Source organism: Rhodococcus sp. JS3073, from assembly GCF_026810085.1.
GTDB lineage: Bacteria > Actinomycetota > Actinomycetes > Mycobacteriales > Mycobacteriaceae > Rhodococcus_F > Rhodococcus_F wratislaviensis.
The window spans coordinates 4,611,731-4,636,245 of sequence record NZ_CP113951.1 but is presented as its reverse complement, the minus strand read 5'-3'; the positions used below and the strand labels follow the sequence as shown (position 1 = coordinate 4,636,245).

Here is a 24,515-nt window from a genome sequence, read left to right as displayed (position 1 = left end):
TTCCCCCTCAGATTCGTGCGGCTGTCCAGAAACCGGACTGGGTGGCCTCGTACAGGCGGCCCCCGCGGAAGCGGGTGCCGATGGTTTGCACACGATCGTCGTCGACGGCAGCGGACAACACTGTGGACGGGACCCGTGGGGTGGCCCAGACGACGGTGCCGGTGTCGGGGGCGGACGCACCGAGCCGGATGGTGACCCCGTGCTCGGTGGACAGGCCGGTGAGGTGTTCTCGCTCCATGTCGTTGGTGTCGACGCCGACGACGTCTTCCGGGGAGAGCAGGGTCGTGTGCTTGCCCTGCTCGGCGAGCCACAGGGCCGCGAACATGGCAGTTTCGGTCTCGCCGAAGACGGTGACCTCGTCCGCCTCCGGGGCGCGCCGCTCGGTGAGCATGGTGACCGCGTCGAGGCCGTCGTGGGTGGGGACGGTGCCGGTTGCCAGCAGCACCGAGTCCCACGCGTCGAGGTCGAGCGAATCGCCCGCGGTACCGAGACGGAGGGTCACGTCCGATCGGTCGAGCTCGGTCTCGTAGAAGGCCATAAGGTTCTCGATCTCGGCGCGGAACGCACCGGGCGCGGCCCAGGCGTGAAGCTGCCCACCGATGCGGTCGGCGCGATCGACCAATTCGACGTCGTGACCCCGGGCGGCGGCGAGCAGGGCGGCCTCGCAGCCTGATGGGCCGGCGCCGACGATGAGCACCCGTCGTCGTACCGCCACCGGCCGTCGGGCCTCGGCTGCGCGGCGTTCCTGGCCGAGGGCGGGGTTGATCACGCATTGAGTACGTTTGCCGTTGAACATCCACCGTGAGATACATTCGTTGACGGCCAGGCAGCGTCGCACCCGATCAGGTTCGCCCCGGCGGGTTTTCGCCACCGTCTCGGGGTCGGCGAGTTGTGCCCGGCCCAGTGCCACGAAGTCGAGTTCCCCGTCGCCGACGGCCTTGTGCATGTCGTCGAGGATCCAGGTCAGGCGACCGACGCCGATCACCGGCACGGACACCCGCTTCTTGACCGCTTTTGCGTAGCCGACGAGGGATCCCGGGGCGATCATCGGCAGTAGCGTCGCGGCGGTGTCGTAGTTGCCCGCACTGACGTCGAGTGCGTCGACGAGCGGGTCGAGCATCTCGCAGAACGCGAGGCCGTCGTCGAGGCTGAGGCCACCTTCGTAGGGTTCCTCGGCGCTGAGTCGGTACATCAATGGGACGTCGGGTCCGATCTCGGCGCGGACGGCCTTGACGACCTCGAGCGCGAACCGGGCGCGGTTCTCGAGTGGGCCGCCCCAGTCGTCGGTGCGGTGGTTGGTGAACGGGGACAGGAACTGTCCCAGCAGGTAGCCGTGGGCGCCGTGCAGTTCGACGGCGTCGAATCCGGCGGCGACGGCGCGGCGGGCACCCTGCACATAGCGGTCGATGAGGCCGGGTATCTCGTGTTCCTCGATGGCCCGCGGCGGCGTGCCGAACGCACTGGTGATTCCTGCGGTCGGGGCGAGGGGTGGTTCGTTGCGCTCGGTGTTGCCCTGCGAGTTTTGGCGGCCGGTGTGATGGAGTTGGACGGCGATCTTGGCGCCCTCGTTGTGGACGGCCTCGACCAGGTCCGACAGACCGGCGCGGAACCGGTCGTGGTCGATGCGGATCGGGTGACCGACGGTGCGGCCGACTTCCCAGTCGATGGACGTGTTCTCGATGATGATCAGTCCGACCCCGCCGCGTGCACGTGCGCGGTGATATTCGATCAGTCGTTCGTCGACCTCGCCGAAGGTGCTCGCGAACTGGGTGAAGATCGGGGCTTGGACGAACCGGTTGCGCAGTGTCATCTTTCCGATTCGGCCGGGCTGGAAGAGTGGGCCGTCCTGCGGCGCGCGCACGCCGGCGGGATCGGGTGTCGTGATCGTCATGGTGGTGCCTGCCTTTGCGTCGTTGAAATGAGGCGCTGATCACAGGCTGGCATGCACCCGGGGGGCGAGTCTTGGCGTGGTGAGCACGAAACTTCACCGGAAGCGCACACCCTTACGCGGCAGTGGACTGCCGCCGCGCCTCGCGCGGTGCCACACCGAATCGGGTGCGGTACGCGCGGCTGAAGGACGACGGGCTGTCGAAGCCGCTACGGATGGCGACCTCGGCGACCGGTAGCTCCGGTCCGGAACCGAGCAGCAGGCGCTGGGCGCGCTCGAGGCGGCGGCGTCGCAGGAATTCCCGGGCGGTCTCGCCGGTGCCCTGAAAGAGCATGTGCAGATAGCGCACCGAGACCGCATTCGCCCGCGAGACCATGTCCAGCGTCAGATCCGGGTCTCCGAGGTTGCGGTCGAGGAAGTCCTTGATCTGCAACAAAAGGACTTCCCGGGAGTCACTCACATCGCCGCGAGTACGCGCGAGGGCGGAATGCAGCAGATCGACCGCCATCCGGCCCGCGGTGTGCGCCGCGTCGCGGTCGAGCGCGGTCTGCCGCATCGACACGTCGAGCCATCCGGTCAGCAGTCGCAGGGTCGCCGAATTCTCGATCGTGCGCACGAACACGGATTCGAGTTCGGGGATCCCGGCCAGCGACGCGCGTGGGATGAACATCGTGCTCTTGACGAGCGTTGCGGCACTGAAGCACTCGACGGGACGCACGCCGTCCCACAGCGCGGCAGTGCCTGCCCGCACCTCGGTGGTCCTGCCTTGCTGGGTCAGGATTTCGGTCCCGCTGTGCACCATCAGGACCGCGGCATACTCACCCTGTGTGTTTCGTATCTCGGGAGCACGGCGACGTCCACTCATGCGCCCGACGCGGCAGCCGACCACCCACGGTTCACCGAGATCGACACGGGTGGTGGTGGGCGCCACTGCGGGATCGAACTCCAGGTTCCACGGCAGATGGCTCGTCCTGAACGGGTTACCCGGTGCGTCATCGACGAAGGTGCGAGTGGCCGAGGGGTTGTCGTGTGCTGATGTGTCGCGCATGTGTTCATCACCGTTCGCCGGAGAGCCTGTTGGTGTGAATCACATCATACCGCACGTCAACCATGTTGCCCACCAAGGTGACTGGTCCGTGGGCGACCCAACGGACGGGTTCCGCCCTTCCATCGAAGGACGGAACCCGTTGCAGCCGAAGACTAGAAGCTGGTGCGACCGGCGTCGACGAGTTGCGCGAGTAGTGGTGCCGGCGTCCACGTTCGACCGTGTAGGTTCTCGAAGTCGCGGATCTTCTGCAGGGTGACGTCCAGACCGAGGGCTTCGGCGTGGTACATCGGCCCGCCGCGAAAGGCGGGAAATCCATATCCGTCGACGTAGACGACGTCGATGTCGGAGGCGCGCTGGGCGATACCTTCACCGAGCAGTGTGGCGCCTTCGTTGACGAGGGCCAGTACGCATCGGTCGATGATTTCCTCGTCGGTGATCGTGCGGCGTTCGATGCCGTCCTCGGCGGCGCAGGTGCGGATGATCTCGTCGACGACGGGGTCCGGAACTGATGTGCGGCTGCCCTTCTCATACCGGTAGTAGCCTGCACCAGTCTTCTGCCCGAACCGTCCGTTCTCGCAGAGGGTATCGGCGACCCGCGAATACCGGACGTCTTTCAGCCTGGTCGGGGCCAGTCGCTTGCGCGCCGCCCAGGCGATGTCGAGGCCGGCCAGGTCCGACATCGCGCACGGTCCCATGGCGAACCCGAACTGGTGCAGGGCCGTGTCGATCTGCTGCGGAGTCGCACCCTCTTCGAGGAGGAATTCGGCTTCGCGGCGGTAGGGGGTGAGCATGCGGTTGCCGATGAAACCCTCACACACCTTCGACAGCACCGGGATCTTCCCGATCTGCTGCGCGAGCGTCAGGCCGGTGGCGACGACGTCGTCGGCGGTGGCTTCCCCGCGGACGACCTCGACGAGTTTCATGATGTTGGCGGGGCTGAAGAAGTGCAGACCGATCACATCGGACGGACGGCTGGTGGCACGTGCGATCTCGTCGAGGTCCAGTCGGGACGTGTTCGACGCGAGGATCGCCCCCGGCTTGCAGACGGCGTCGAGTTTGCCGAACACCTCCTTCTTCACGGCCATGTCCTCGAAGACGGCTTCGACGACGAGGTCGGCCTCGGCGGCGGCGTCGAGATCGAGGTTCGGTTCGATCAACGCGATGCGGTCGCGTGCCTGCGTCTCGGTGAGTTTGCCTTTGGTGGTAGATGATTCGTAGGTCTTGCGCACCAGGGCCGTTCCCCGGGTCAGGGCGTCCTGGTTCTGTTCGATCAGCGTGACCGGGAGTCCGCCGTTTGCGAACGCCATGGCGATCCCGCTGCCCATGGTGCCGGCGCCGATGACCGCCACCCGGGAGATCGGCCGTGCGGACGCGGCGGGAACGCCGGAGAGTTTGGGGGCGGTCTTCTCCGCGAAGAACACGTGCCGCAGGGCCGCGGATTCCGGGCCCCCGAGCAGGCCGAGGAAGGCGGCCCGCTCGAAGGCGAGGCCGGCGGCGGTAGGAAGCCGGGTCGCGGTCTCGACGGCGTCGATGGCGGTGAGCTGGGCCAGACCGTTGCGGGTGCTGGGCCGCACCGTACGGCGGGCGTCGTCGAAGTCGACACCTGCCGTGTCGGCGGGCGGCAGACTGTCGACCACCGGTCCCGAGGTACTGGTGTCGACCTGGGTGCGCAGGAAGTCGAGGGCAGCGCCGAGCGGGTCGCCGTCGAAGCAGTCGTCGGCTATACCGAGTTCGGTGGCCCGGGCTCCGGACACCGGCGTGCCCTGCTGGATCATCCGCAGCGCGGCCGCGGCGCCGATCAACCGGGGCAGACGTTGGGTGCCGCCGGACCCGGGGATCAGTCCCACGTTCACCTCGGGCAGGCCGAGTTTCGCGTCCCGGTGTGCGATGCGGTAGTTGCAGGCGAGAGCGAGTTCGAGTCCACCGCCGAGGGCGAAACCGTGGATGGCGGCGATCACCGGTTTCGGTGAGTGGGTAATGGTGGAGACGACGTCCGGCAGGGTGGGGTCGGCGGTCGCTGCGGGGGTGCCGAATTGGCGCAGGTCGGCGCCACCGCAGAATCCCTTGCCCTCGCCGACGATGATGACGGCCCGTACGTGGTCGTCGGCGGCGGCACGGCCGACGGCCACGGCGAGACCGGCGCGGACGGTGTCACCGAGGCCGTTGACGGGCGGATTGGCGAGGCGGATGACGGCGACGCCGTCGCGTACCTCGTACCGCACTGTCGGCGACGGCTGGTTTTGCTGGGACGTACTCATGGACCCTTTTCCTCGGATGCTGATTGCGGGTGTCGCGGTCTTCTCCGTTGTCGCCTCTCCATCGTGTCCGATTCTGCGGCGCCGTGGTGTTCCGATTTGGAACAACCGGACGCCCCCTGGTTGACCGATCCTGGAAGTACACACCACACGCCGCATCCGGCGTCCCGAAGTTCGCCTGCCGCGCGAACTGACGATCAATTCGCATTTCGATTTTCAGGAGACAACCGTGACCGCCACCGCGACCCGTGATCCGAACACCGAGTTGGACGACGACGACTTCCGCGACATCCTGGCCCACACCCGGACTTTCGTGCGCAACGTCGTTGTCCCGCGTGAGCAGGAGATCGACGAGACGGACGCGATCCCCGCCGAGATCCGGACCGCGGCCAAGGACATGGGCCTGTTCGGGTTCGCCATACCCCAGCAGTGGGGCGGCCTCGGCATGAACCTCGTGCAGGACGTCGAACTCGCGATGGAGTTGGGGTACACCACCCTCGCGCTGCGGTCGATGTTCGGGACCAACAACGGCATCGCCGGTCAGGTACTGGTCAATTACGGCACCGAGGAACAGAAGACGACCTGGCTCGAGGGTCTTGCGTCGGGTGAGGTCGTTGCCTCGTTTGCTCTGACCGAGGCCGGCGCCGGCTCCAACCCGGCCGGCCTGCGCACGAAGGCGGTACGCGACGGCGACGACTGGCTGATCACCGGCGAGAAACGCTTCATCACCAACGCCCTGATCGCGAACCTGTTCGTGGTGTTCGCCCGTACCCGGCCCTCCGACGGTGACGGCCCCGGCATCGCCGTGTTCCTGGTGCCGTCCAACACCCCCGGCGTTCAGGTCGGAGGCAAGGACCGCAAGATGGGGCACGCGGGATCGACCACGGCGACCGTGCACTTCGACGGCGTGCGGGTGCCGTCGTCGGCGCTGGTCGGTGGCAGTGAGGATGTCGGCTACCGTGCCGCGATGACATCGCTGGCCCGCGGCCGGGTGCACGTCGCGGCGCTGGCGGTCGGGCAGGCGCAGCGTGCGCTCGACGAGTCGGTGGCCTACGCGGCGACCGCAACCCAGGGCGGCACCGCGATCGGGGACTTCCAGCTGGTGCAGGCGATGCTCGCCGACCAGCAGACCGGGGTCATGGCCGGGCGGGCCCTGGTGCGTGAGGCCGCGCGGGCCTGGGTCGAGGGCACCGACCGGCGGATCGCCCCGTCCATCGCGAAGCTGTATTGCACGGAAATGGTCGGCAAGGTCGCCGACCTGGCGGTGCAGATCCACGGTGGCAGCGGGTACATGCGCGAGGTCGCCGTGGAGCGGATCTACCGCGACGTCCGGCTGTTGCGCCTCTACGAGGGCACCAGCGAGATCCAGCGCCTGATCATCGGCGGCGGCCTGGTCAAGCAGGCCCGCAACACCGCAGGCGGGCAACGATGAGCAACCAGCTACCCGGTCTACTGCCCCTCGACGGAATCACCGTCGTCAGCTTCGAGCAGGCCGTCGCCGCCCCGATCGCCACCCGGCACCTGGCCGATCTGGGTGCCCGCGTCATCAAGGTCGAACGCATCGGTGAGGGCGATTTCGCCCGCAACTACGACAGCGCCGTGCACGGAATCGCGTCGCATTTCGTCTGGCTCAACCGCGGCAAGGAATCGGTGACCGTCGACCTGAAAACGGCCGAGGGCGTCTCGATCGTCCGCAAACTCGTCGGCCGGGCAGACGTCGTCGTCCAGAACCTCGCACCCGGCGCCATGGACCGGCTCGGTCTGGGCGCGGAGGAACTCCGCCGGGATCGTCCCGAGCTGATCGTGGTCAACATGTCCGGATACGGCACCGATGGGCCGCTGAAGGACCGCAAGGCCTACGACATGCTCGTCCAAGCCGAGACCGGGCTGTGCTCGATCACCGGCACCCCCGAGTCCGCCACAAAGACCGGTATTCCGGCCTCGGATATCGCCACCGGTATGTATGCCCTCACCGCAGTGCAGGCGGCGCTGTTCCGGCGGGAACGGACCGGCGTCGGCGCCGTTGTGGATGTGTCGATGTTCGATGCCACCGTCGAGTGGCTCGGGCATCCGATGTACCTGCAGATGTACCAGGACACGCAGGTGCAACGGATGGGACTGAGTCACGCCTCGATCTCACCTTACGACGCCTACCCGACCATCGACGGCCGGATCCTCATCGGCGTGCAGAACGACCGCGGCTGGCGGGCCCTGGTCACCGAGGTGTTCGACCGCCCCGACCTCGTCGAGCACCCGAAGTTCGCGACCAACATCCTCCGGGTCAGGCACCGAGCCGAGACCGACGCGGTCGTCGCCGAACACACCCGCCGGTTCGACACCGATGAACTCGACAAAAGGCTCGCCGCAGCGGGGGTGCCCGCTGCACGGCTGAACGACATGCGCGATCTCATCGACCACCCGCAGCTGTCCGAGCGCGACCGGTGGCGTCAGATCGACACCGAGTCCGGCCAGGTCCGGGCCGTGTTGCCACCGATGACGTTCACCGACGTGGAACTGCCCATGGGACCGGTCCCCGCCCTGGGGCAGCACACCGACACCGTGCTCACCGAACTCGGCCTCACCGACGCCACCATCGCCGGACTGCGTACCGGAGGAACCGTCGGGTAGATACCTCACTTCTCCGACATATCGCCGGTGTTTCATTGTGGAACACCAGCGCATACTTGAACTGACCGAAAATGTGACGTGGAACACTGTTGTATCGGGTAAGGGGAGCACATGGCTCAGCGCGCCGCCGGCGGCAAATCCGGTCGTGTCGCCGGTCCACTCGATCAGGAGCGGATCCGACGAGCGAAAGAGGAACTCCTCGCCAAGGGATTGCTGGACCCGGACACGCTGCGCTCCGGTGTTCGAGAGGTCATCGACCGTAGCTGGCGACGTTGCATCGGCGAGGAAGTGCAGTCCGTCCAGCCGCCGCACCGGGGCAGTCTGGTCACCAATTCCGCTCTCGAAGAGGCTGCGGAGCCGGTGCTGGCGCGCTTGGCGGATCACCTGGCCGACGTGCGCGTCGCGATGTTCCTCAGTGACAGCAGTGGCAACATCCTCAGCCGCAAGGCCAGCGAACCGCGCCAGCGCTCTCGACTCGACAGCGCCTACGCTGCAGAAGGGTTCGACTTCTCGGAGCGCACCATCGGTACCAACGGGATGGGGACCTCTCTCGCCGAGAGGCGTCCGCTGGTGATCCAGGGCAACGAGCACTTCAGCGAGCGATTGGCCGCGTTCTCCTGCGCCGGGGCCCCGGTCTTCGAGCCCTTCACCGGTCGCCTGCTGGGGACGTTCTCACTCGCCGCCAACACCGAGGATGCGTCTCCGCTGATGGGGGCGATCACTGTCGACGTCGGACGGCAGATCGAGAGCAACCTCGCCGCGACACTCGAAATGCACGATCATGCCCTGGTCCGGTCCTACCTCTACGCGAACCGAAACAAGCGCGATCAGGTCATCGTGATCAACGAGCAGACCATGTTCGCCAACACTGCCGGCCTGTCCCATCTGGGTCCTGGCACGCACGCCATGCTGTGGCATTACCTGAACGACAACACACCCACCCGAGACAAGTGCCGGATGCCGATACCTCTGCAGTCCGAGTGGCACGAGGCCGAGGTGGAGATGATCGACCGCGGGTCCGGATCGAGCCCCACATACATGATTCGTGTGCTGCCCGAACAGGACAGCGGCCTGCGACTGGGCCGGGGTGAGGCCGCGACCGTGCGTCGTCGATCGCCCACGGCGACGAGATCACCCCGACTGCCGGTGCATCCGGTGCCCGCGGTCGACGAGCAGCTGTCCCTGGTGGCTCGGCACCGTGAATGCCTTGCACTCGACGGGGGTCCGGGCACCGGGAAGCTTCACACGGCCGTTGCGTTCCTGCGCACGCACTTCGCGCAGCAGGATCCCCACGTGGTCGATGTCGCAACCCTTCTGCCGGACGAGGGACCGCAATGGTTCGTCGCAGCGACCGCCGCCCTCGAGTCGGGACGGCCGGTGATCGTGCAGCACCTGCAAGACCTCGCCCCGCTGCAGGTGAATCGGGTCAAGGCGCTCATGCGTCCCGCAGATTCGCACGTTCCGGTAGTCGTCACCGTCGAAGGCGACAACGCCCCCGCGCACGTCAGTTCCCTGATCAGTCAGATGGCCACCACCGTCGCGTTACCCGACCTCCGGGACATGAGCGAACACATCCCCGGCCTGATCGATGCGGCCTTGTCGGAACTGGAGGGTTCTGAGCACTCGACGAAATTCTCCTCCGAGGCGCAGCAATTGCTGATTCGCTGGAGCTGGCCCGGAAACCTCGCCGAATTGCGTCGGACCGTAGAACAACTCGTCCGCCGTATGCCCGGCCGGGTGATCCAGATTGCCGACCTGCCGGCTCAGATTCAAGGGGCGCGGTCCGGGCGTCGGCTGTCCATGATCGAAACCTCCGAACGCGAGACGATTCTGCGGGCTCTCCAACAGTTCTCGGGCAATCGCAGCAAGGCCGCGGAGGCATTGGGAATCGGCCGGACCACGCTGTATCGAAAGATGCAGGCTCACAACATCGAGGTGTAAGCCTGCATCCTCCGGGCCACCTCAGGTTCGGGCGCTGAGTTTCTCGGTCACCACGGGGATGACCTTGTCGGCCAGGTACTGGATGCGCGCCGATCCGGATTCGACGGACTCGCCGGGCAGTTGGGCCCAATAGTGGAAGTCGCGGATCTGAGGATAGGTGGTCGCCAGTGACACCAGTTCGTCGACCGCCATCGAGGCGTCCATCAACCGGTAGGCGCCGGCGTCGAGGATGGACTGGGTGTCGGGGAATTGTGATGGCTGATTCGGGCCCTCGAACGATCCCCACTCGATGTATTTGTTGAGTTGGTATCGGGCGTGCTCGCCCACCTGCGACCAGACTCGCTCAGGATCGTCGGCGACGATCGCCCACTGACTCGCGTAGATCCGCGCATCGGCAGTGCTTCCGCCATGGCGTTCGACGGCGTCCAGGTAGACCTGGCAGTGGTCGTTCGACAGGGTGATCAGGCCGTCGCCGAGTCGGGCGGCCCGATCGATACCCGGCTCGGACTGGCCTCCGATCAGCAGTCGCGGCGACACTTCCGGGAGGGGTGTCACCGGAACTCCGGGCAGCGAGAAGCGCTTGCCGTCAAAGGGTTCTCCGCTGCCGCTCCAGGCGCGTCGGATCACGGCGATGGCATCTTCGAGAAGGCTCGGGCGTTGCTTGACCGTGCGACCGAAGGCGGCGAACTCCATTGCGCGGTAGCCCAGTCCGACGCCGAGCTCGAACCTATTGCCGGTCAGCAGCGACAGCGCCGCAGCGTCCTCGGCGAGGCGCACCGGCTCGTGCAAACCCGCGACGATGATGTTGGTGCCGATCCGCATCTTCGACGTCCGTGCGCCGATCGTCGCGGCGACCGTCAGAGGGGAGGAGGCGTAGTCATCGTCGGCGAAATGATGTTCGCTCAGCCACGCGGAGGTGAATCCGAGTTGCTCCGCCCAGACCACCTGGTCGATGGAATCCCGGTAGAGACTGCCGAGCGGCTGCCGCCACTGGGCCGGGTTTCGGAAGTCGTACCAGAGGCCGAACGTCGGGACGTGAGAGGAGGTCATGAGGGGCTCCACAACTGTGGGGAGGGGTGACGGGAAGTGCGGATCAGACGAAGAGCATGCCGCCGTCGATGAGGGCGGATTGGCCGGTCATGTAATTCGAGTCCGGTCCGGCAAGGTAGGACACGAACCCTGCGACGTCCTCGCCCCGGGACACTCGTCCGAGGGTGATGCCGGCGGCCATGGCCTTCATGGACTCGCCCTCGCCGACATTGTTGATGGCGCCGAGGTCGCGGTCGACCTCCACCCACATGTTGGTGTCGACGATGCCGGGACAGTAGGCGTTCACGGTGATGCCGTGCTCGGCCCATTCCTGCGCGGCCGCCTGGGTGAGGGCGCGTACACCGAACTTGGACGAGCTGTAGACGCCCAGCAGGGGGAAGCCCTTGTGGCCGGCGATCGAGGACGCGCCGATGATCTTGCCGCCGGTGCCCTGCTTGATCATCTGTCGTGCCGCCTCGGTGTAGCAGAGGAAGACGCCGCGGCCGTTGACGGCGTGAACCCGGTCGTACTCCTCCGGGGTGACGTCCAGCAGTGCTTTGGTCTGCGCGATGCCCGCGTTGGCGACGAAGACGTCGAGGGAACCGAGCTGATCGGCCGTGTCCACGACCAACTGCCGGACCGAATCATGATCCGACACATCGCCGGTCAGGGCAACCGATCGTCTACCGAGCGCTTCGATGCCCTTGCGGGTGACGTCGAGCTCGTCTTTCATCGAGGGCAGGTCCGAGACGGCGACGTCGTGGCCGTCCTGGGCGAGGCGCAGGGCGATGGCCTTCCCGATGCCGCGTGCGGCACCGGTTACATGTGCAACTGTCATTGTCATTCTCCTGTAGTGAAAGTGGGTGGGATCAGAGTGTGGGATCGACGAGCAGCTTCATCTTCTGGCCGGCACGGAGCGCCTCGAACCCCTGCTCGATGACACCGCTGAGGGGCACGGTGTCGACCCATCCGGTGGTGTCGTAGTGGCCCCGGGCCATGAGGTCGATGACGGCCCGGTAATCGTCGCCGGTGTAGCAGATCGTTCCCTGGATGCGGCGCTCGCGCAGAACGAGGTTGATCAGCGGAGTGGGCAGTGGCTTGTCGTAGATCGCCACGCTGATCAGGGGTCGGCGTTCGCCGACGCACTCGAGCGCCGAGGTGACCGCCGGGGCGACCCCTGCGGCGTCGAATGCGGCGTCGACACCGTCACCGTTGGTGCGGTCGGCGATGAGTGCGGACACGTCCTGGCTCGTCGGGTCGAGTGTCCGCGCGCCGAGCGCCTCGATCGACGCGCGACGGGTCGGTGAGGGCTCGACCACGTCGATCTCGGTCAAACCCATGCCCCGCAGCGCGAACCAGAGACCGATGCCGATGGGGCCGGCGCCGTAGATCAGCGCACTACTCTGGTCGCCCACCTCACCGAGGACGGCGGCGTGGTACGCGACGGCCATCGGTTCGACGAGTGCGCCCATCTCCAGCGGGATGCTCTCGGGGAGGGCGTGCACCTGGTTGCGGGGGACGACGGTGTATTCGGCCATGCCGCCGTCCGCCATGAGGCCGTGGAAACCCACCGACGTGCACAGGTTGTAGCGACCGGACTTGCAGGGGCGGCACTCACCGCAGCGGTAGACCGGTTCGATGGCGACGTGGTCGCCCTCGTGCACATCCGTGACACCTCTGCCGACGTCGGTGACGACACCGGAGAACTCGTGTCCGATGACGAGGGGCATGGCCTTGCCGGTGAGCGGGTGGGGGTCGGACGGCGGGATGAAGATCGGCCCGTCGTAGTACTCGTGAAGGTCGGTTCCGCAGATTCCGTTGCGGCTGACCCGCACCTTGACCTGCCCGTCTCCGGGTGTCGGCTCGGGAACGTCTTCGATCTCGAGCTTCTTGTTGCCGTAGTAGACGGCAGCGCGCATGACTACTCCTGGTGTCGCAGTGGTGGGGTCGGCCGCTCAGACGATGCGGACGAGTTTCTTGTTCGCGAACTCGTCGAGGCCGAAGCGGCCCAGTTCCCGTCCGATTCCGGAGTTCTTGACACCACCGAACGGCAGATCCGGGGCGCTTCGGATGGTGGTGTTGACACCGACCATGCCGACGTCGAGCCGGTTGGCGACGTAGTCGGCTTCGTTCTCGTCGCGGGTGAACACCGCGCTGCCGAGCCCGTACGGTGAGTCGTTGGCCAACTCGATGGCCGCGTCCACCGACTCGACCTTGTGCAACACTGCGACCGGGCCGAACAACTCCTCGTGGAACGCGCGCATCGCCGGGGTGACACCGGAGAGCACCGTGGCCGGGTAGTAGGCGCCGGGGCCGTCCGGGACCTCACCGCCGAGGTGGACGACGGCGCCCTTGGCGATCGCGTCGTCGACCAGGGCGGACAGGTCGGCACGGGCGGCGACGGATGCCATCGGGCCGAGACGGGTGTCTTCACTCATCGGGTCTCCAGCCCGCCATTGCGCGGCCTGTTCGACGAACGCCGGGACGAACTGGTCCCACACCGAGGCCTCGATGATCATCCGCTTCGACGACGTGCAGGCCTGGCCCGCGTTCCAGAACCGGCCGGCGACCGCGGCGGTGACGGCCGTGTCCACGTCTGCGCCGGGCAGGACGATCAACGGGTCGGAGCCGCCCAGCTCGAGCACGCACTTCTTGAGGTTGCGCCCGGCATGCGCGCCTACTGCGCTGCCGGCTCGTTCGGATCCGGTCAGCGACACACCCTGCAGGTGAGGGTCGGCGATCATCGTCGCGACCTGATCGGTGGTGGCGAACACGTTCTGGTAGATCGCGGCCGGTGCTCCGGCCGCGTCGATGATCTCGGCGATCCGCAGGGCCTGCTGGGGGCAGGAGCCGGCGTGCTTGATCAGAATCGTGTTGCCCAACAGCAGGTTCGGCGCGACGAATCGGGCGACCTGATAGTAGGGGAAGTTCCACGGCATGACGCCCAGCAGGGGCCCGATCGGTGCGGTGCGCACAATGGCCCGCCCGGTGCCGGCGATGTCGAGTTCCTCGTCGGCGAGCAGTGCCGGTCCGGTGGTGGCGTAGTAGTCGTAGATCGAGGCCGACAGCTCCACCTCCGCCTCCGCCTGGGCGATCGGCTTGCCCATTTCGAGGGTCATCAGCTTGGCCAGCTCGGTGGCGTGCTGTCGGTGTAGCTCGGCCACCTTCGCGAGCACCGCCGCCCGGTCGGGCAGATCGACCTCACGCCACAGCCGGTAGGCGTCGGCGGCTCGTACGAGCGCCTGATCGGCATCGGCGTCCGACATCGTGGCGAACTCACGCACCACGGTTCCGGTGGTGGGGTCGACTGTTGCGTACTTCGTCATTCCTCGTCCTTCGTTGCAGATCGAATCCGGCCTCGCAGGGTGGTGTCAGATCGCCGGCTCGAGGACGTCGTCATTGGTGGTGTAACTCGGGTATCCGGCCGACGATTCGGCGGCGAGGGTCGAGCGGTAATCCTTGAGTCCGCCCAGGTAGAACAGGACCGTGCGCTTCTTGCCCGGGATGTTGGCGCCGAAGATCCAACCGGCGGCCTTCGAGAACAGGGTCTGATTGGCGATGTCCGTGCAGGTCTGCGTCCATTCGGCTTCGGTGTCGGGCTTGACGTCGATCCAGCCCGCGTCGGTCGCCGAGACGTGGCGGACGGCGTCGCCGATCCATTCGACCTGAGTCTCGATCGACGGGGGGAGGTTCGTGAACGGACCGTTGGGGCCGAGGATCATGAACATGTTGGGGAACCCTGCGGTGGTCATGCCGAGGTAGCTCGTCGGCCCGTCGCTCCAGTGTTCCTTCAGGGTTTCACCCCCGCGGCCGCGGATGTCGACGCGCACGTAGTTTCCGTCGACGGCGTCGAATCCCGTGGCACACACGAGGACATCGAGTTCGTGGAGGGTGCCGTCCTCGGTCACGATGCCCTTCTCCGTCACCTTCGCGATCGGGTTTTCCTTGACGTTCACCAGTGTGACGTTGGGGCGGTTGAAGGTTTCGTAGTATCCCGAATCGCACAGCGGGCGACGCGCGTACAGGTCCGTGGGCGTGAGCTTGCGGGCGGTCTCCGGGTCCTTGACGATCTCGGCGATCTTGCGACGGATGAACTTTGCCGCCTCTTCGTTCGCGTCCTCGTCGGTGGCGATGTCACCGAACGTCTCGAACATGAACCGGAACCCGCCGCCCTCGTTCCACGCCTTCTCGTACACGGCTTCGCGTTCCGCTTCACCGAGGCTGAAGGTCTCGACGGTGCTCTCCACGAAACCCATGGCGGTGCTCGAGTTGTGGACCTGGTCCCAGATGGCGTCGAAGTTGTCGCGGTGATGCTGAATCTGTTCCGGGGTGAGCTCGCGGTTACCGGCGGGCACACTGTACTGCGGGGTGCGCTGGAACGACGTCAGGTGCGCAGCGATCGGGGCGCTGGCAGTGATCACCTGGTTGCCGGTCGATCCGTTACCGATGACACCGACCCGCTTGCCGGTCAGGTCCAGGTCCTCAGGCCACGCGCCGGTATGCACCAGGCGGCCCTCGAACGTCTCGATACCCGGGAAACTGGGCATATTCGTCGCGGACAGCAGACCGAGGCCGGTAACCAGGAACCGGCACCGGTAAGTGACACCGCGGTCGGTCCGCACGGTCCAGCGGCCCGAGAGCTCGTCGAATTCGGCGTCGGTCATGCCGGTCTCGAGCTCGATGCGCTCACGCAGGCTGTAGCGATCCACGACGCCGTTGAGGTACTCGAGGATCTCGGGCTGGGTCACGAACTTCGTCTTCCACGGGGTCTGCTCGTACAGATCGCGGTCGAACGAGTACTGGTAGACGAAACCCTCAGAGTCCGAGAGCGCTCCGGGATACTTGTTCCAGTACCAGGTTCCACCAACTCCACCGGCCTTGTCGATGGCGACGGCGTCGAGGCCCAACTCGTTGCGCAGCTTGTACAGCATGTAGATCCCGCCGAATCCGGCTCCGACGACAAGGGCGTCGAGGTCGTGGATCTGATCGTGGGCGGTTGCATCCATGGCACATGTTCCTTCGGTCTCGCGTGGTGTGGCGTGCGCCACTTGCTTGAGACCATCATGGAAGGGGACACAGGTGCCGCAGTTGTTCCGATTTGAAACAACGCGCAAACATACGCCGTGACCTGCGTCGATGCTTGAGTTGTGCGCTCGAATTTCTCGAAACGACGATGGCCCGGGACGTTATTGCGTCCCGGGCCATCGAAGTCGATGAAGGTATTGACGGTTGGTGGGCGGCTCGCTCTCCCAGCGCTGTGGCTATTCGATGCCCGGTATGAGCAGGACCTTGCCGGCGTTGCTCCCTTGTAGGTCCAGGGCTTCCTGGAATTTAAACAGTCCCATCCGGTGAGTGACGAGCGAGTTCAGATCGAGGCGTCCCTGTGACACCAGGGAACCGAGGACATCCCAGGTCTCCCAGAGGGATCGGCCGAAGCTGCCTTTCAGGGTGATGCCGTGTTTGATGACATATCGGGTGATGTCGAGGGCGAAAGGTTGTCTGGGCACTCCGATACACACCGCGGTGGCCTCGCGGCGCAACGACTGCAGAATGATGTCGAGTGCGCCGGGGGCGCCGGTGCAATCGAAACCCACATCGAACCCGTGCCGGTCGGCGGCGTCGTTCAGGCACCATTCGACCGCCCCGTGGTCGGACTCGAGGGCGACGGCGCCGAAAGATTCGGCGATGCCGCGACGGAAGTCGTTCGGCTCGATCACGACGACCCGTATCGCCCCCGACAGGTGGGCGAGCTGAACAAGTGCCAACCCGATCGGTCCGGCGCCGGCGATGATCACCGAGCGCCCGGCGAGGGTGACCTGGCTGCGCAGCATGGCATGCACCGCAACACCGGCCGACTCGAACAGGGCGCCGGTCTCAGTGGGGACGTTGTCAGGCAATGCGTAGCAGGCGTGTTCGGAGACGACCAGTCGCTCGGCGAACCCACCGTCTACGTGCAGGCCGAGCAGCGCCATGTTCAGGCAGTTGTGTCCTTGACCGATGCGGCAGTGGTAGCAGTTCCGGCACGCGATATGGGATTCGAGGGCGACGCGGTCGCCGAGTCGGAGGGTCTCGACGCCCGGTCCGACCTCTATGACGGTTCCGGCGACTTCGTGGCCGAGGATCACCGACAGCTCGAGACCGAATGCTTTCGCGGTGGCGCTGTATCGGACGAGTTCGCGGTCGGTGCCGCACGGTGACGCGGCGGCGACGGCGAGGCGGACCTCACCGTGCGCGACGGAACGCTCCGGGTAGTCGGTGATGAACTCGAAACCCTCGGTGGCGGTGGTCTTGACGATAGCTTTCATGGCGGTCTCCCACGGACGAGGCGATCAACGAGGAGCTCGTTCAGGCGGCGGCGATACCGGCGGTCAGACCCCCGCACACGTAGAGGATCTGTCCGTTGACGAATCCGGCCCGGTCGTCGAGGAAGAACCCCGCGGTGTGGGCGATGTCGTCTGGTTGTCCGATGCGCCGAACCGGGACGGAGTCGACGATCTGCTTGGTGCGTTCGGGATCGTTCGCCTTCGTGAACAATTCGGTCGCGATCGGCCCGGGGCCGATCGCGTTCGTAGTGATTCCGAGCGGCCCGAGTTCGAGCGCCCACACCCGGGTCAGGCCGATGAGTCCGGCCTTCGATGCGGCATAGGCGGTGCGCAATTCCTTTCCGAGTGCCGCCCGGGAGGTCATGTTCACGATTCGCCCGAAGCCGGCGTCGGTCATCCCGGGTAGCAGGGCCTGGGTGCACTGGACGGCGCAGCGCAGGTTGAGAGCGAATGCGGCGTCCATATCCGCGAGAGTCTGCTCGCGGAGCGGGCCGGGGAAGACAGCGCCGACATTGTTGACGAGCCGGGTGACGGGGCCGTTGGCGAGTACCTCCTCGAGTGCTGTGGCGGTGGACGCGGTATCGGCAAGGTCGGCGAGCACACTCTTGCCGATCGGCGATGGGTCGCGGTCGATGACCACGACGTCCCATCCGCGAGCCAGACCTTCCTCGGCGATGGCACGGCCGATGCCGGAGGCACCGCCGGTCACGAGAAGACGTTCGGGAGAGGAAGACACGTTCATACCGTCGCAATCGGGGTCAGAGGCGACCCGGTTGCGCCGGGTAGCCGAAGTGGGGGGGCAGTAAGCAGAAACCGCGAGCGTCGTTGCGCTCGTAGATGGTTCGCGAGATCGGACAGCCACCATAGCTCACCGAGGTGCACGCCGAGCCGGAACAGGCACAACTCGTGCAGCGGGAGAGCGGGGGCATCGTGAAGCTCGATGGTAGGGGGAAACGCCTCGACCGCGTAGTTGTCGGCGGCGATCGCGACGACTCCGCTGTCGCGGATCCAGTCGTGCAGGGCAGGGTCGGAGCCGTCGAGGACCGCGCACACCCGGAGCGCCTCCGGGGTGGGAGTGCCCTGCTGGGCGAGCACGTGCCGGGCGAAGCCGGTGTGCAGGACCAGCAGGTCGCCGGGTTCGACGACGACGGCGTCGGCCGCGAGGACGCGTGCGAGGTCCTGGTACCCGACGACCGTGCGGTCGGCGCCGAAGTGGGCCTCGAGGTCGACCAGGACGGCGCGGCCCTGCACGCCGTGCCGCGCCATGTGGCTGATGTCGACCGGACCCGCGTGTGAGGTCGACGCCAGACCGTCCTCGGCGCCGTCGAGTCGACCGAGGCTGCCGATTCCGGCACCGTGGGCTCCGTCCGGTCCCACGACGTCGACACCGGCGCGCCAGCCGTTGTAATAGACCCGCTCGGGCACACCGTGTCCGTCCGCGTCGAACAACGCACCCGCGTGACCGAAGGCATCCCACTGCGTCGAGTACTGGGTATGCAAGACCACGAGATCGTCGCTCATCACGTCGGTCGCGCCGGAATGGGCAACGGCCATGTCGCAGTTGAAATTGACCGCCCCGGCCCGCAGTGTGGGACGCACGACGGGCGGGAACCGGTTGGCGTTGAGGGCAGTGCCGCCGGGCAGATCGAGCGGCAAGGACAGGCAGAACACGACGCCGTCACGGACCTCGGCGATGCCCTTGCGGACCTGGTCGGGTCCGAGCAGGTTCAGCCGTCCGAGCACATCCTCCGGGCCGAAGTCCCCCCAGTTCGAACCTTCGGGTCGGTTCCGCCAGCGTGTCATCCTCTACCTCTCCTGCTGCAGTCCAGATCCTGCGGTCTCCTAGTCCGGAAGCGAGCACGTGCCGGTCGGACGGTGGCTCATGACTCGTCGTCGGGCTCCATGACCTGATGGATCTCGATCATGTTTCCCGCCGGGTCGGTCAGGAAGATCTGGTACCAGCCCTCGACTGACCAGATGCCCCAATCGTCGAACGGAATGTTGTTGTTGCGCAGACGCTCCATCACGGCTTGGATATCGTCGGTGCGGAAGGCGACATGTCCGCCGATGAGGGGATTCACCGTATGGCCCTCTGTCAGAGCGAGATACGGCTGGCGGCGTGTGGCATGCAGCTGAAGCTCGTCCTTGTCGCCGGCATCGTAGAAGCGCGCGCGCGTCGCCCACTCCTCGTCACCCGAATCGCCGCTGTCCGCCGACCGAGACGTCGCAATCATCGGGGGGCTGGCGATCTCGCTGAGTCCGAGGGCGTCGGAGTAGAACTTGCCCAACTCCCCCATATCGTCCGAGGTCACGTTCACGTGGTGCAGGCGCAGATACATCGTGTTTCCTTCCTTCGTGCACGGTGCGCGACGGCTCCGTGAGTATTGGCCCCTGTGCTGGGTGTGCCTCGCCGGAACGCTCGGATGTGCTCTCACGGGAGTGACCGGTGGTGGCGAGTACCGCGCCAGGTGGCGCTACTCACATGATTACCCACCTGAACCGGCAAATCCAATACGAATCCTGTGGCAACTAATATCGTCAGAGTATTAGTGTGGCATTTCATGGACCTGCGTGACCTCGAAGCATTCATCGCGGTGGCCGAAGAGCGGCATTTCGGTCGGGCCGCGGCCCGTCTGCACATGGCGCAGCCGCCGCTGAGTAATCGCATCACCCAGCTCGAAAACGAGTTCCGGCTCAAGTTGTTCCAGCGGACGACGCGCAACGTGCGGTTGACCGACGCGGGGGAGCGGCTGCTCGGACCCGCACGGCGGGCGGTGAACCAGGCGGCGTCGGTGCGGGAGCTGGCGACCGCGATCGCGTCAGGCGAGGAAGGTCAGGTCCGGATCGGCTTCGCCGGTGCGTCGAGTCAGCGAGTGCTGCCCCTGCTCACCCGTGCGGTCCGGGCAGAGCATCCCGGGATCGATCTGGTCCTGCAGTCCCAGACGTACGTCTACCGGGCGTTCGACCTGCTCGTAGCGGGCGATCTGGATCTCGCGTTCGTCCGGATACCGGTGGCGCGTCCCGAACTCAGCTATCGGGTCGTCGAGGTGGAGGAGGTGCTCTGCGCGTTGCCGGCTGGGCACCGGCTCGCCGATCGCGACAGCGTGCGCCTCGAGGACCTGATCGACGAGGACTTCGTCAGCCTCCCCGAGGACAGCGGATCGATGCTCCGGTTGACCATGTACTCGATGTGCATGTCGTCGGGGTTCCGGCCGAAAATCACCCAGGTGGCGCCGGATTCGAGCACGGTGCTCGCTTTGGTTGCGGCGGGCGCCGGGGTGACCATCACGCTGAGCTCGGTCTGCCAGGCGCAGAGCGTCGGGATCATCTACAAGCCGATCGAGGGAACCGAGCCCAGTCACCTCTTCCCAGCCCTCGCCTGGCGCACCGACAACACCTCACCCGCACTGCAGCGCGTGCTTGCAGTCAGTGAAACCGCCCTGCCAACCCCCAACCTTGATTCATACGGTCTCGATATCAACAAATGAGAAATGAGTCTTGGACAAGGATAGATCTGGGAAGATAACTTTCTCTCGAAGCCTGTGGCGAGCATCACGCGTTCGAGGGAGCTAGCTCATGACGAGTCCCTGGTGGGCAGACCGCACAACGAGGTACTCCCACTCGGTGAGCCCCCTCAACGGTCGCAGACCTGCCGAACCGGGAACTCCCGGAGTTGCCGCACTGCGGACGAGCATCGACCCCGGGCGTTATCCACCCAGTGACGAGAGCAACGGACAACACCATGAACACAGCGGAAAAGAACCTCCCCACAGTCACGTTCGTCGGAATCGGTGCCATCGGCATGCCGATGGCGCACCGCCTGGTCGACCGCGGCTACTCGGTCGCCGCGGTCGATCCGAATCCCGCCTCTCGTGACCGCGCGGAGAACGACGGCATGCGGTCCTTCGACGACATCGCCGCGACCCCGATCAGCGACGTGGTGCTGGTGATGGTCGCCACCGGGCAGCAACTCCTCGATACTGTCAAGGCCGGAACCGCGAACAGGCAGGTCGATCACCAGATCTGGGTGATCTGCTCGACCGTCGGCCCGCGCGCGGCGCAGGAGGCGGCGCAGATGCTCACGGACGCGGGCGCCGCTGTCATCGACGCACCGGTCACGGGCGGCGTCCCGGGGGCCGAGGCGGGAATGCTGCGCTTCCTGACCGCCGGCGAACCCGCCCCGGTCGAGGCGTTGCGCGATCTGTTCGGCGTGCTCGGTGAGGTGGCACTGGTCAGCGAACGTCCGGGGGACGGTCAGGCCACAAAGCTGGTCAACCAGTTGTGCAGCTCGGTGCATCTCGCGGCGGCCGCGGAAGCGATCGCCCTGTCCACCCATCTCGGTCTCGATCCGGTCAAGACCGTCGACATCATCAGCGGCGGCTCCGGTGCGTCCTGGTTCTTCGACGAGCGCGGGCACCGGATGGCCGACCTCGGCACCGTCCCCGATGTGCTGACCAGGCTGGCGATCCTGGCGAAAGACAACGGACTTGTCGAAGCGGAAGCCGATGAACACCGCGCCCACGTCCCGCTGCTGAAGGCCGCCAAGCAGCAGTACCAGCGCGCCGCCGAACTCGGCCTGCTCGAGTCCGACGACAGCCAGATCATCCGGACCTACCTCACCTGACCCGCACCACCGCAGACCCGTCGGGCACCGAGACCCGCACCAGACCCAATCGATCGCTGGTCCCGTCGCGACGACGGGACCGGTGTCCCGATGCCCGAAATAGGGGAAACACCATGAAAATCACGCACATCCGGGCGATCCCGTTCGCCATCCCGTATCGCAAACCACTGCACTTCGCCAGCGGCCATATCGATGTCGCCGACCATGTCCTGGTCGAGGTCGTCACCGAGGACGGCGTCACCGGTATCGCGGAGGCACCCCCGCGCCCGTACACCTACGGCGAAACCCAGGCCTCCATCGTCGCGGTGATCGAGACCGTGTTCGCCCCCGCCGTCACCGGCATGTCGCTGCTGGCACGCGAACAGGTGCGGGAGAAACTGGCCCGCACGGTCGGCAACCCTACCGCGAAGGCAGCCATCGACATGGCGATGTGGGACGCCTGGGGCAAGACCGTCGACCGGCCGCTGCACGAGCTGCTCGGTGGCTACACCGACTACCTGAACGTCAGCCACATGCTCGGATTCGCCGACCCCGCCGTCATGGCCGACGAAGCCCTCCGCATCACCGACGAATACGGGATCACCTCGTTCAAGATCAAGGTGGGACGGCGCCCGATCGACCTCGACATCGCCGTGTGCCGGGCGATCCGCGACGCCGTCGGTGACGGTGCCGAACTCTACCTCGACGGCAACCGCGGATGGACCGCCTCCGAATCGGCGGCCGTACTCCGCCAGCTCGAAGACCTCGGTCTGTCCCGGGTCGAGGAACTGTGCCCCGCCGACGACGTCCTCGGCCGCCGCTGGCTGGTACGACAATCCCCGATTCCCTTCGTGGCCGACGAAAGCGTCCCCACCCCAGCTGATGTCACCCGGGAGATACTCGCCGGCGCAGCAACGGCTGTGAGCATCAAGACCGCGCGCACCGGGTTCTCCGACTCGCTGCGCGTCGCACACCTCGCCGAAGGTCTCGGGGTGGAGGTCGTCATCGGCAACCAGATCGACGGCCAGATCGGAACCGCCTGCTCGCTGGTGTTCGGCGCCTCCCAACGCACGACCGCCCGGCACGCGGCCGAGCTGTCGAACTTCCTGGACATGAGCGACGACCTGCTCACCGAGGACCTGTGCATCCGCGACGGAAAGATGAGCGTGCGGCCGGGCCCCGGGCTCGGCATCGAGATCGACCCGGCCAAGCTCGACCACTACCGCACCGATAACTGAAACACACTGTTCTCGTCCCCGACGGGGAACGCGGCTGGACGCATCCGCATCAGCCGCCCGCATCCCTCAAAAATATGCAGTCATCGCGACGACGACCCGGCCCCTCCGCCACGCCGTCGTGACCTCGAGGAAGCCGATCCCATGACCCATTCCGTACCCCCAGCCGACCTCGACGTCGATATGGACATCGAAGTACGCATCTACAAGAAGACGCTGTTGCGCGTCATCCCGATAATCATGCTCGGAATGTTCATTTCATACATCGATCGAGCGAACATCGGCGTCCTGGCCGGGCCGATGTCCAAGGACCTCGGGCTCACCGCGGCAACGTTCGGTCTTGCGGCCGGGCTGTTCTACATCGGCTACTGCTTCTTCGAGATTCCCTCGAACATGGCCCTGTCCAAGTATGGTGCGCGGATCTGGCTCGCCCGCATCATGGTCACCTGGGGTATCGCCACCATGTTCATGGGCCTGGTCCAGAACGAGACATCGCTGTACATCGTGCGCATCATGCTCGGTATCGCCGAAGCCGGATTCTCGCCCGGCGCACTCCTGTTCCTGGCCTTCTGGTGCACACCGCGCATGCTTCCCAAGACATACTCCATGCTGAACCTTGCCGTTCCCATCGCCCTCGCTGTCGGGTCCGTCTTGACCTCGGCGTTGTTGTCCCTGGACGGATTGCTGGGCCTCGCGGGGTGGCGGTGGGCGTTCCTGCTCGAAGGCATCCCGGCGATCCTGCTCGGCATCTACATTGTCTTCCGCCTTCCCAACGGGCCGGCGACTGCCGCGTGGCTCGACGTGTCCGAGAAGGCATACCTCGCCAAGGCCAGTGCTCAGCGACCCGACCATGCCGGTCACGAATTGGGGCAGTTGTGGGCGGTCTTGCGGCGACCGGCAGCGTGGCTGTTCTGTGTGCTGTATTTCTGTATGACGATCGGATATTGGACGATTGCGTACTTCCTGCCCACGATCGTTCGGGACCAGTTTCACCTCGGTGCTGCCGGTGCCGGATTCGTCTCGGCCATTCCGTGGCTGTTCGCCGCGATCGTCATGGTTTTCGTCTCGAAGAACGTCTCGCGCACCGGTGAACGGACCTGGCACATGACGCTGCTGCAAATTGCAGGTGCCGTGGGGCTGGCCATCGCCGCACTGAGCGGCAATCCCTACCTTGCATTGGTGGGCATCAGCCTGGCAGCGGCTGGTTTCTTCGGTTCACTTCCGACGTTCAATTCGATGCCGGCCCAACTGTTCACTGGTGGGCTCGCGGCGGTGGCACTGGCCATGATCAACGGTCTCGCCAGCCTCAGCGGCCTGGCCGGTCCCTACCTCTTCGGGCTGCTGAAGGACAACACCGGCTCGACGACGACCGGTCTGCTCATCATGGCGGGCTTCTTCATTGCCGCCGCCATCCTTGCCTTCACCATGAGCCGATGGACCGACAAGGTCACCGGAGGCCTGCTGCACTCGGAGCCGATCCGGGTTACAGACTCGGCACCCCTGACCACGAACAGTTGAAGGATCGCCGGGTGGCCGAGCAATCCCTCGGCCACCGAGCCCTGTCC

19 protein-coding genes are annotated in these 24,515 nt (G+C 66.1%); 7 read left to right on the top strand and 12 right to left on the bottom strand.

Annotation, left to right across the window (positions count from 1 at the left end; translation table 11 throughout):
* Positions 1–7 precede the first annotated feature (7 nt).
* From OYT95_RS20975 to OYT95_RS20960, 3 genes are all read right to left on the bottom strand, one after another.
* Entirely contained in the window at positions 8–1,891 is a 1,884-nt protein-coding gene (locus tag OYT95_RS20975; protein WP_268788907.1) for an oxidoreductase, read from the bottom strand.
* A gap of 112 nt (positions 1,892–2,003) precedes the next feature.
* Positions 2,004–2,936 carry a helix-turn-helix domain-containing protein gene (locus OYT95_RS44445; protein ID WP_328286504.1) on the bottom strand — a complete coding sequence of 311 codons (933 nt, stop codon included), beginning with the start codon at positions 2,934–2,936 and terminating at the stop codon, positions 2,004–2,006.
* A 152-nt stretch (positions 2,937–3,088) separates the two neighbouring features.
* Positions 3,089–5,194: a 3-hydroxyacyl-CoA dehydrogenase NAD-binding domain-containing protein gene (locus OYT95_RS20960; protein WP_268788906.1), complete on the bottom strand. Its 2,106-nt coding sequence runs from the start codon at positions 5,192–5,194 to the stop codon at positions 3,089–3,091.
* Positions 5,195–5,420: 226 nt separating this feature from the next.
* On the opposite strand from OYT95_RS20960, the gene OYT95_RS20955 reads away from it, so the two are divergent.
* From OYT95_RS20955 to OYT95_RS20945, 3 genes are all read left to right on the top strand, one after another.
* Positions 5,421–6,623, top strand: a complete 1,203-nt coding sequence (locus OYT95_RS20955) for an acyl-CoA dehydrogenase family protein (RefSeq protein ID WP_268788905.1) — start codon at positions 5,421–5,423, stop codon at positions 6,621–6,623.
* Positions 6,620–7,819 (top strand): CaiB/BaiF CoA transferase family protein, encoded by a 1,200-nt coding sequence (locus OYT95_RS20950; protein WP_268788904.1) that lies wholly within the window; start codon positions 6,620–6,622, stop codon positions 7,817–7,819. The genes OYT95_RS20955 and OYT95_RS20950 overlap by 4 nt, the downstream gene beginning before the upstream one ends.
* Before the next feature lie 111 nt (positions 7,820–7,930).
* A complete protein-coding gene (locus OYT95_RS20945; protein ID WP_268788903.1) occupies positions 7,931–9,760 on the top strand; it encodes a sigma-54-dependent Fis family transcriptional regulator in 1,830 nt (609 codons plus the stop codon).
* A 21-nt stretch (positions 9,761–9,781) separates the two neighbouring features.
* Here the strand turns inward: OYT95_RS20945 and OYT95_RS20940 are convergent, their stop codons facing one another.
* From OYT95_RS20940 to OYT95_RS20900, 9 genes are all read right to left on the bottom strand, one after another.
* A complete protein-coding gene (locus tag OYT95_RS20940; protein WP_268788902.1) occupies positions 9,782–10,810 on the bottom strand; it encodes an LLM class flavin-dependent oxidoreductase in 1,029 nt (342 codons plus the stop codon).
* A gap of 43 nt (positions 10,811–10,853) precedes the next feature.
* Complete coding sequence (locus OYT95_RS20935; protein WP_268788901.1) at positions 10,854–11,627, bottom strand: SDR family oxidoreductase; 774 nt, start codon at positions 11,625–11,627, stop codon at positions 10,854–10,856.
* 31 nt (positions 11,628–11,658) lie between these two features.
* Positions 11,659–12,708 (bottom strand): 2,3-butanediol dehydrogenase, encoded by a 1,050-nt coding sequence (locus OYT95_RS20930; protein WP_268788900.1) that lies wholly within the window; start codon positions 12,706–12,708, stop codon positions 11,659–11,661.
* Between the two features lie 36 nt (positions 12,709–12,744).
* Complete coding sequence (locus tag OYT95_RS20925; RefSeq protein WP_268788899.1) at positions 12,745–14,115, bottom strand: NAD-dependent succinate-semialdehyde dehydrogenase; 1,371 nt, start codon at positions 14,113–14,115, stop codon at positions 12,745–12,747.
* 45 nt (positions 14,116–14,160) lie between these two features.
* Positions 14,161–15,795, bottom strand: coding sequence for a flavin-containing monooxygenase (locus OYT95_RS20920; protein ID WP_268788898.1), 1,635 nt, complete (start codon positions 15,793–15,795; stop codon positions 14,161–14,163).
* Between the two features lie 255 nt (positions 15,796–16,050).
* Positions 16,051–17,094, bottom strand: coding sequence for a zinc-dependent alcohol dehydrogenase (locus OYT95_RS20915; RefSeq protein WP_268788897.1), 1,044 nt, complete (start codon positions 17,092–17,094; stop codon positions 16,051–16,053).
* Positions 17,095–17,134: 40 nt separating this feature from the next.
* The gene (locus OYT95_RS20910) at positions 17,135–17,854 is read right to left on the bottom strand and encodes an SDR family oxidoreductase (protein ID WP_268788896.1); all 720 of its coding nucleotides are present in this window, start codon (positions 17,852–17,854) and stop codon (positions 17,135–17,137) included.
* Positions 17,851–18,915: a cyclase family protein gene (locus tag OYT95_RS20905; protein WP_268788895.1), complete on the bottom strand. Its 1,065-nt coding sequence runs from the start codon at positions 18,913–18,915 to the stop codon at positions 17,851–17,853. Before OYT95_RS20905 ends, OYT95_RS20910 begins: the two co-directional genes overlap by 4 nt.
* A gap of 77 nt (positions 18,916–18,992) precedes the next feature.
* On the bottom strand, positions 18,993–19,451 hold the full coding sequence (locus OYT95_RS20900; RefSeq protein ID WP_268788894.1) for a VOC family protein: 459 nt from the start codon (positions 19,449–19,451) through the stop codon (positions 18,993–18,995).
* Positions 19,452–19,673: 222 nt separating this feature from the next.
* Between OYT95_RS20900 and OYT95_RS20895 the strand changes: the two genes are divergently transcribed.
* The 4 genes from OYT95_RS20895 to OYT95_RS20880 all read left to right on the top strand — a co-directional run bounded on the left by OYT95_RS20895 (position 19,674) and on the right by OYT95_RS20880 (position 24,468).
* On the top strand, positions 19,674–20,600 hold the full coding sequence (locus OYT95_RS20895; RefSeq protein ID WP_268788893.1) for a LysR substrate-binding domain-containing protein: 927 nt from the start codon (positions 19,674–19,676) through the stop codon (positions 20,598–20,600).
* 254 nt (positions 20,601–20,854) lie between these two features.
* Positions 20,855–21,736, top strand: a complete 882-nt coding sequence (locus OYT95_RS20890) for an NAD(P)-dependent oxidoreductase (protein WP_268788892.1) — start codon at positions 20,855–20,857, stop codon at positions 21,734–21,736.
* Positions 21,737–21,849: 113 nt separating this feature from the next.
* On the top strand, positions 21,850–22,953 hold the full coding sequence (locus OYT95_RS20885; protein WP_268788891.1) for a mandelate racemase/muconate lactonizing enzyme family protein: 1,104 nt from the start codon (positions 21,850–21,852) through the stop codon (positions 22,951–22,953).
* 141 nt (positions 22,954–23,094) lie between these two features.
* A complete protein-coding gene (locus OYT95_RS20880) occupies positions 23,095–24,468 on the top strand; it encodes an MFS transporter (protein WP_268788890.1) in 1,374 nt (457 codons plus the stop codon).
* The last annotated feature ends 47 nt before the right edge of the window (positions 24,469–24,515 follow it).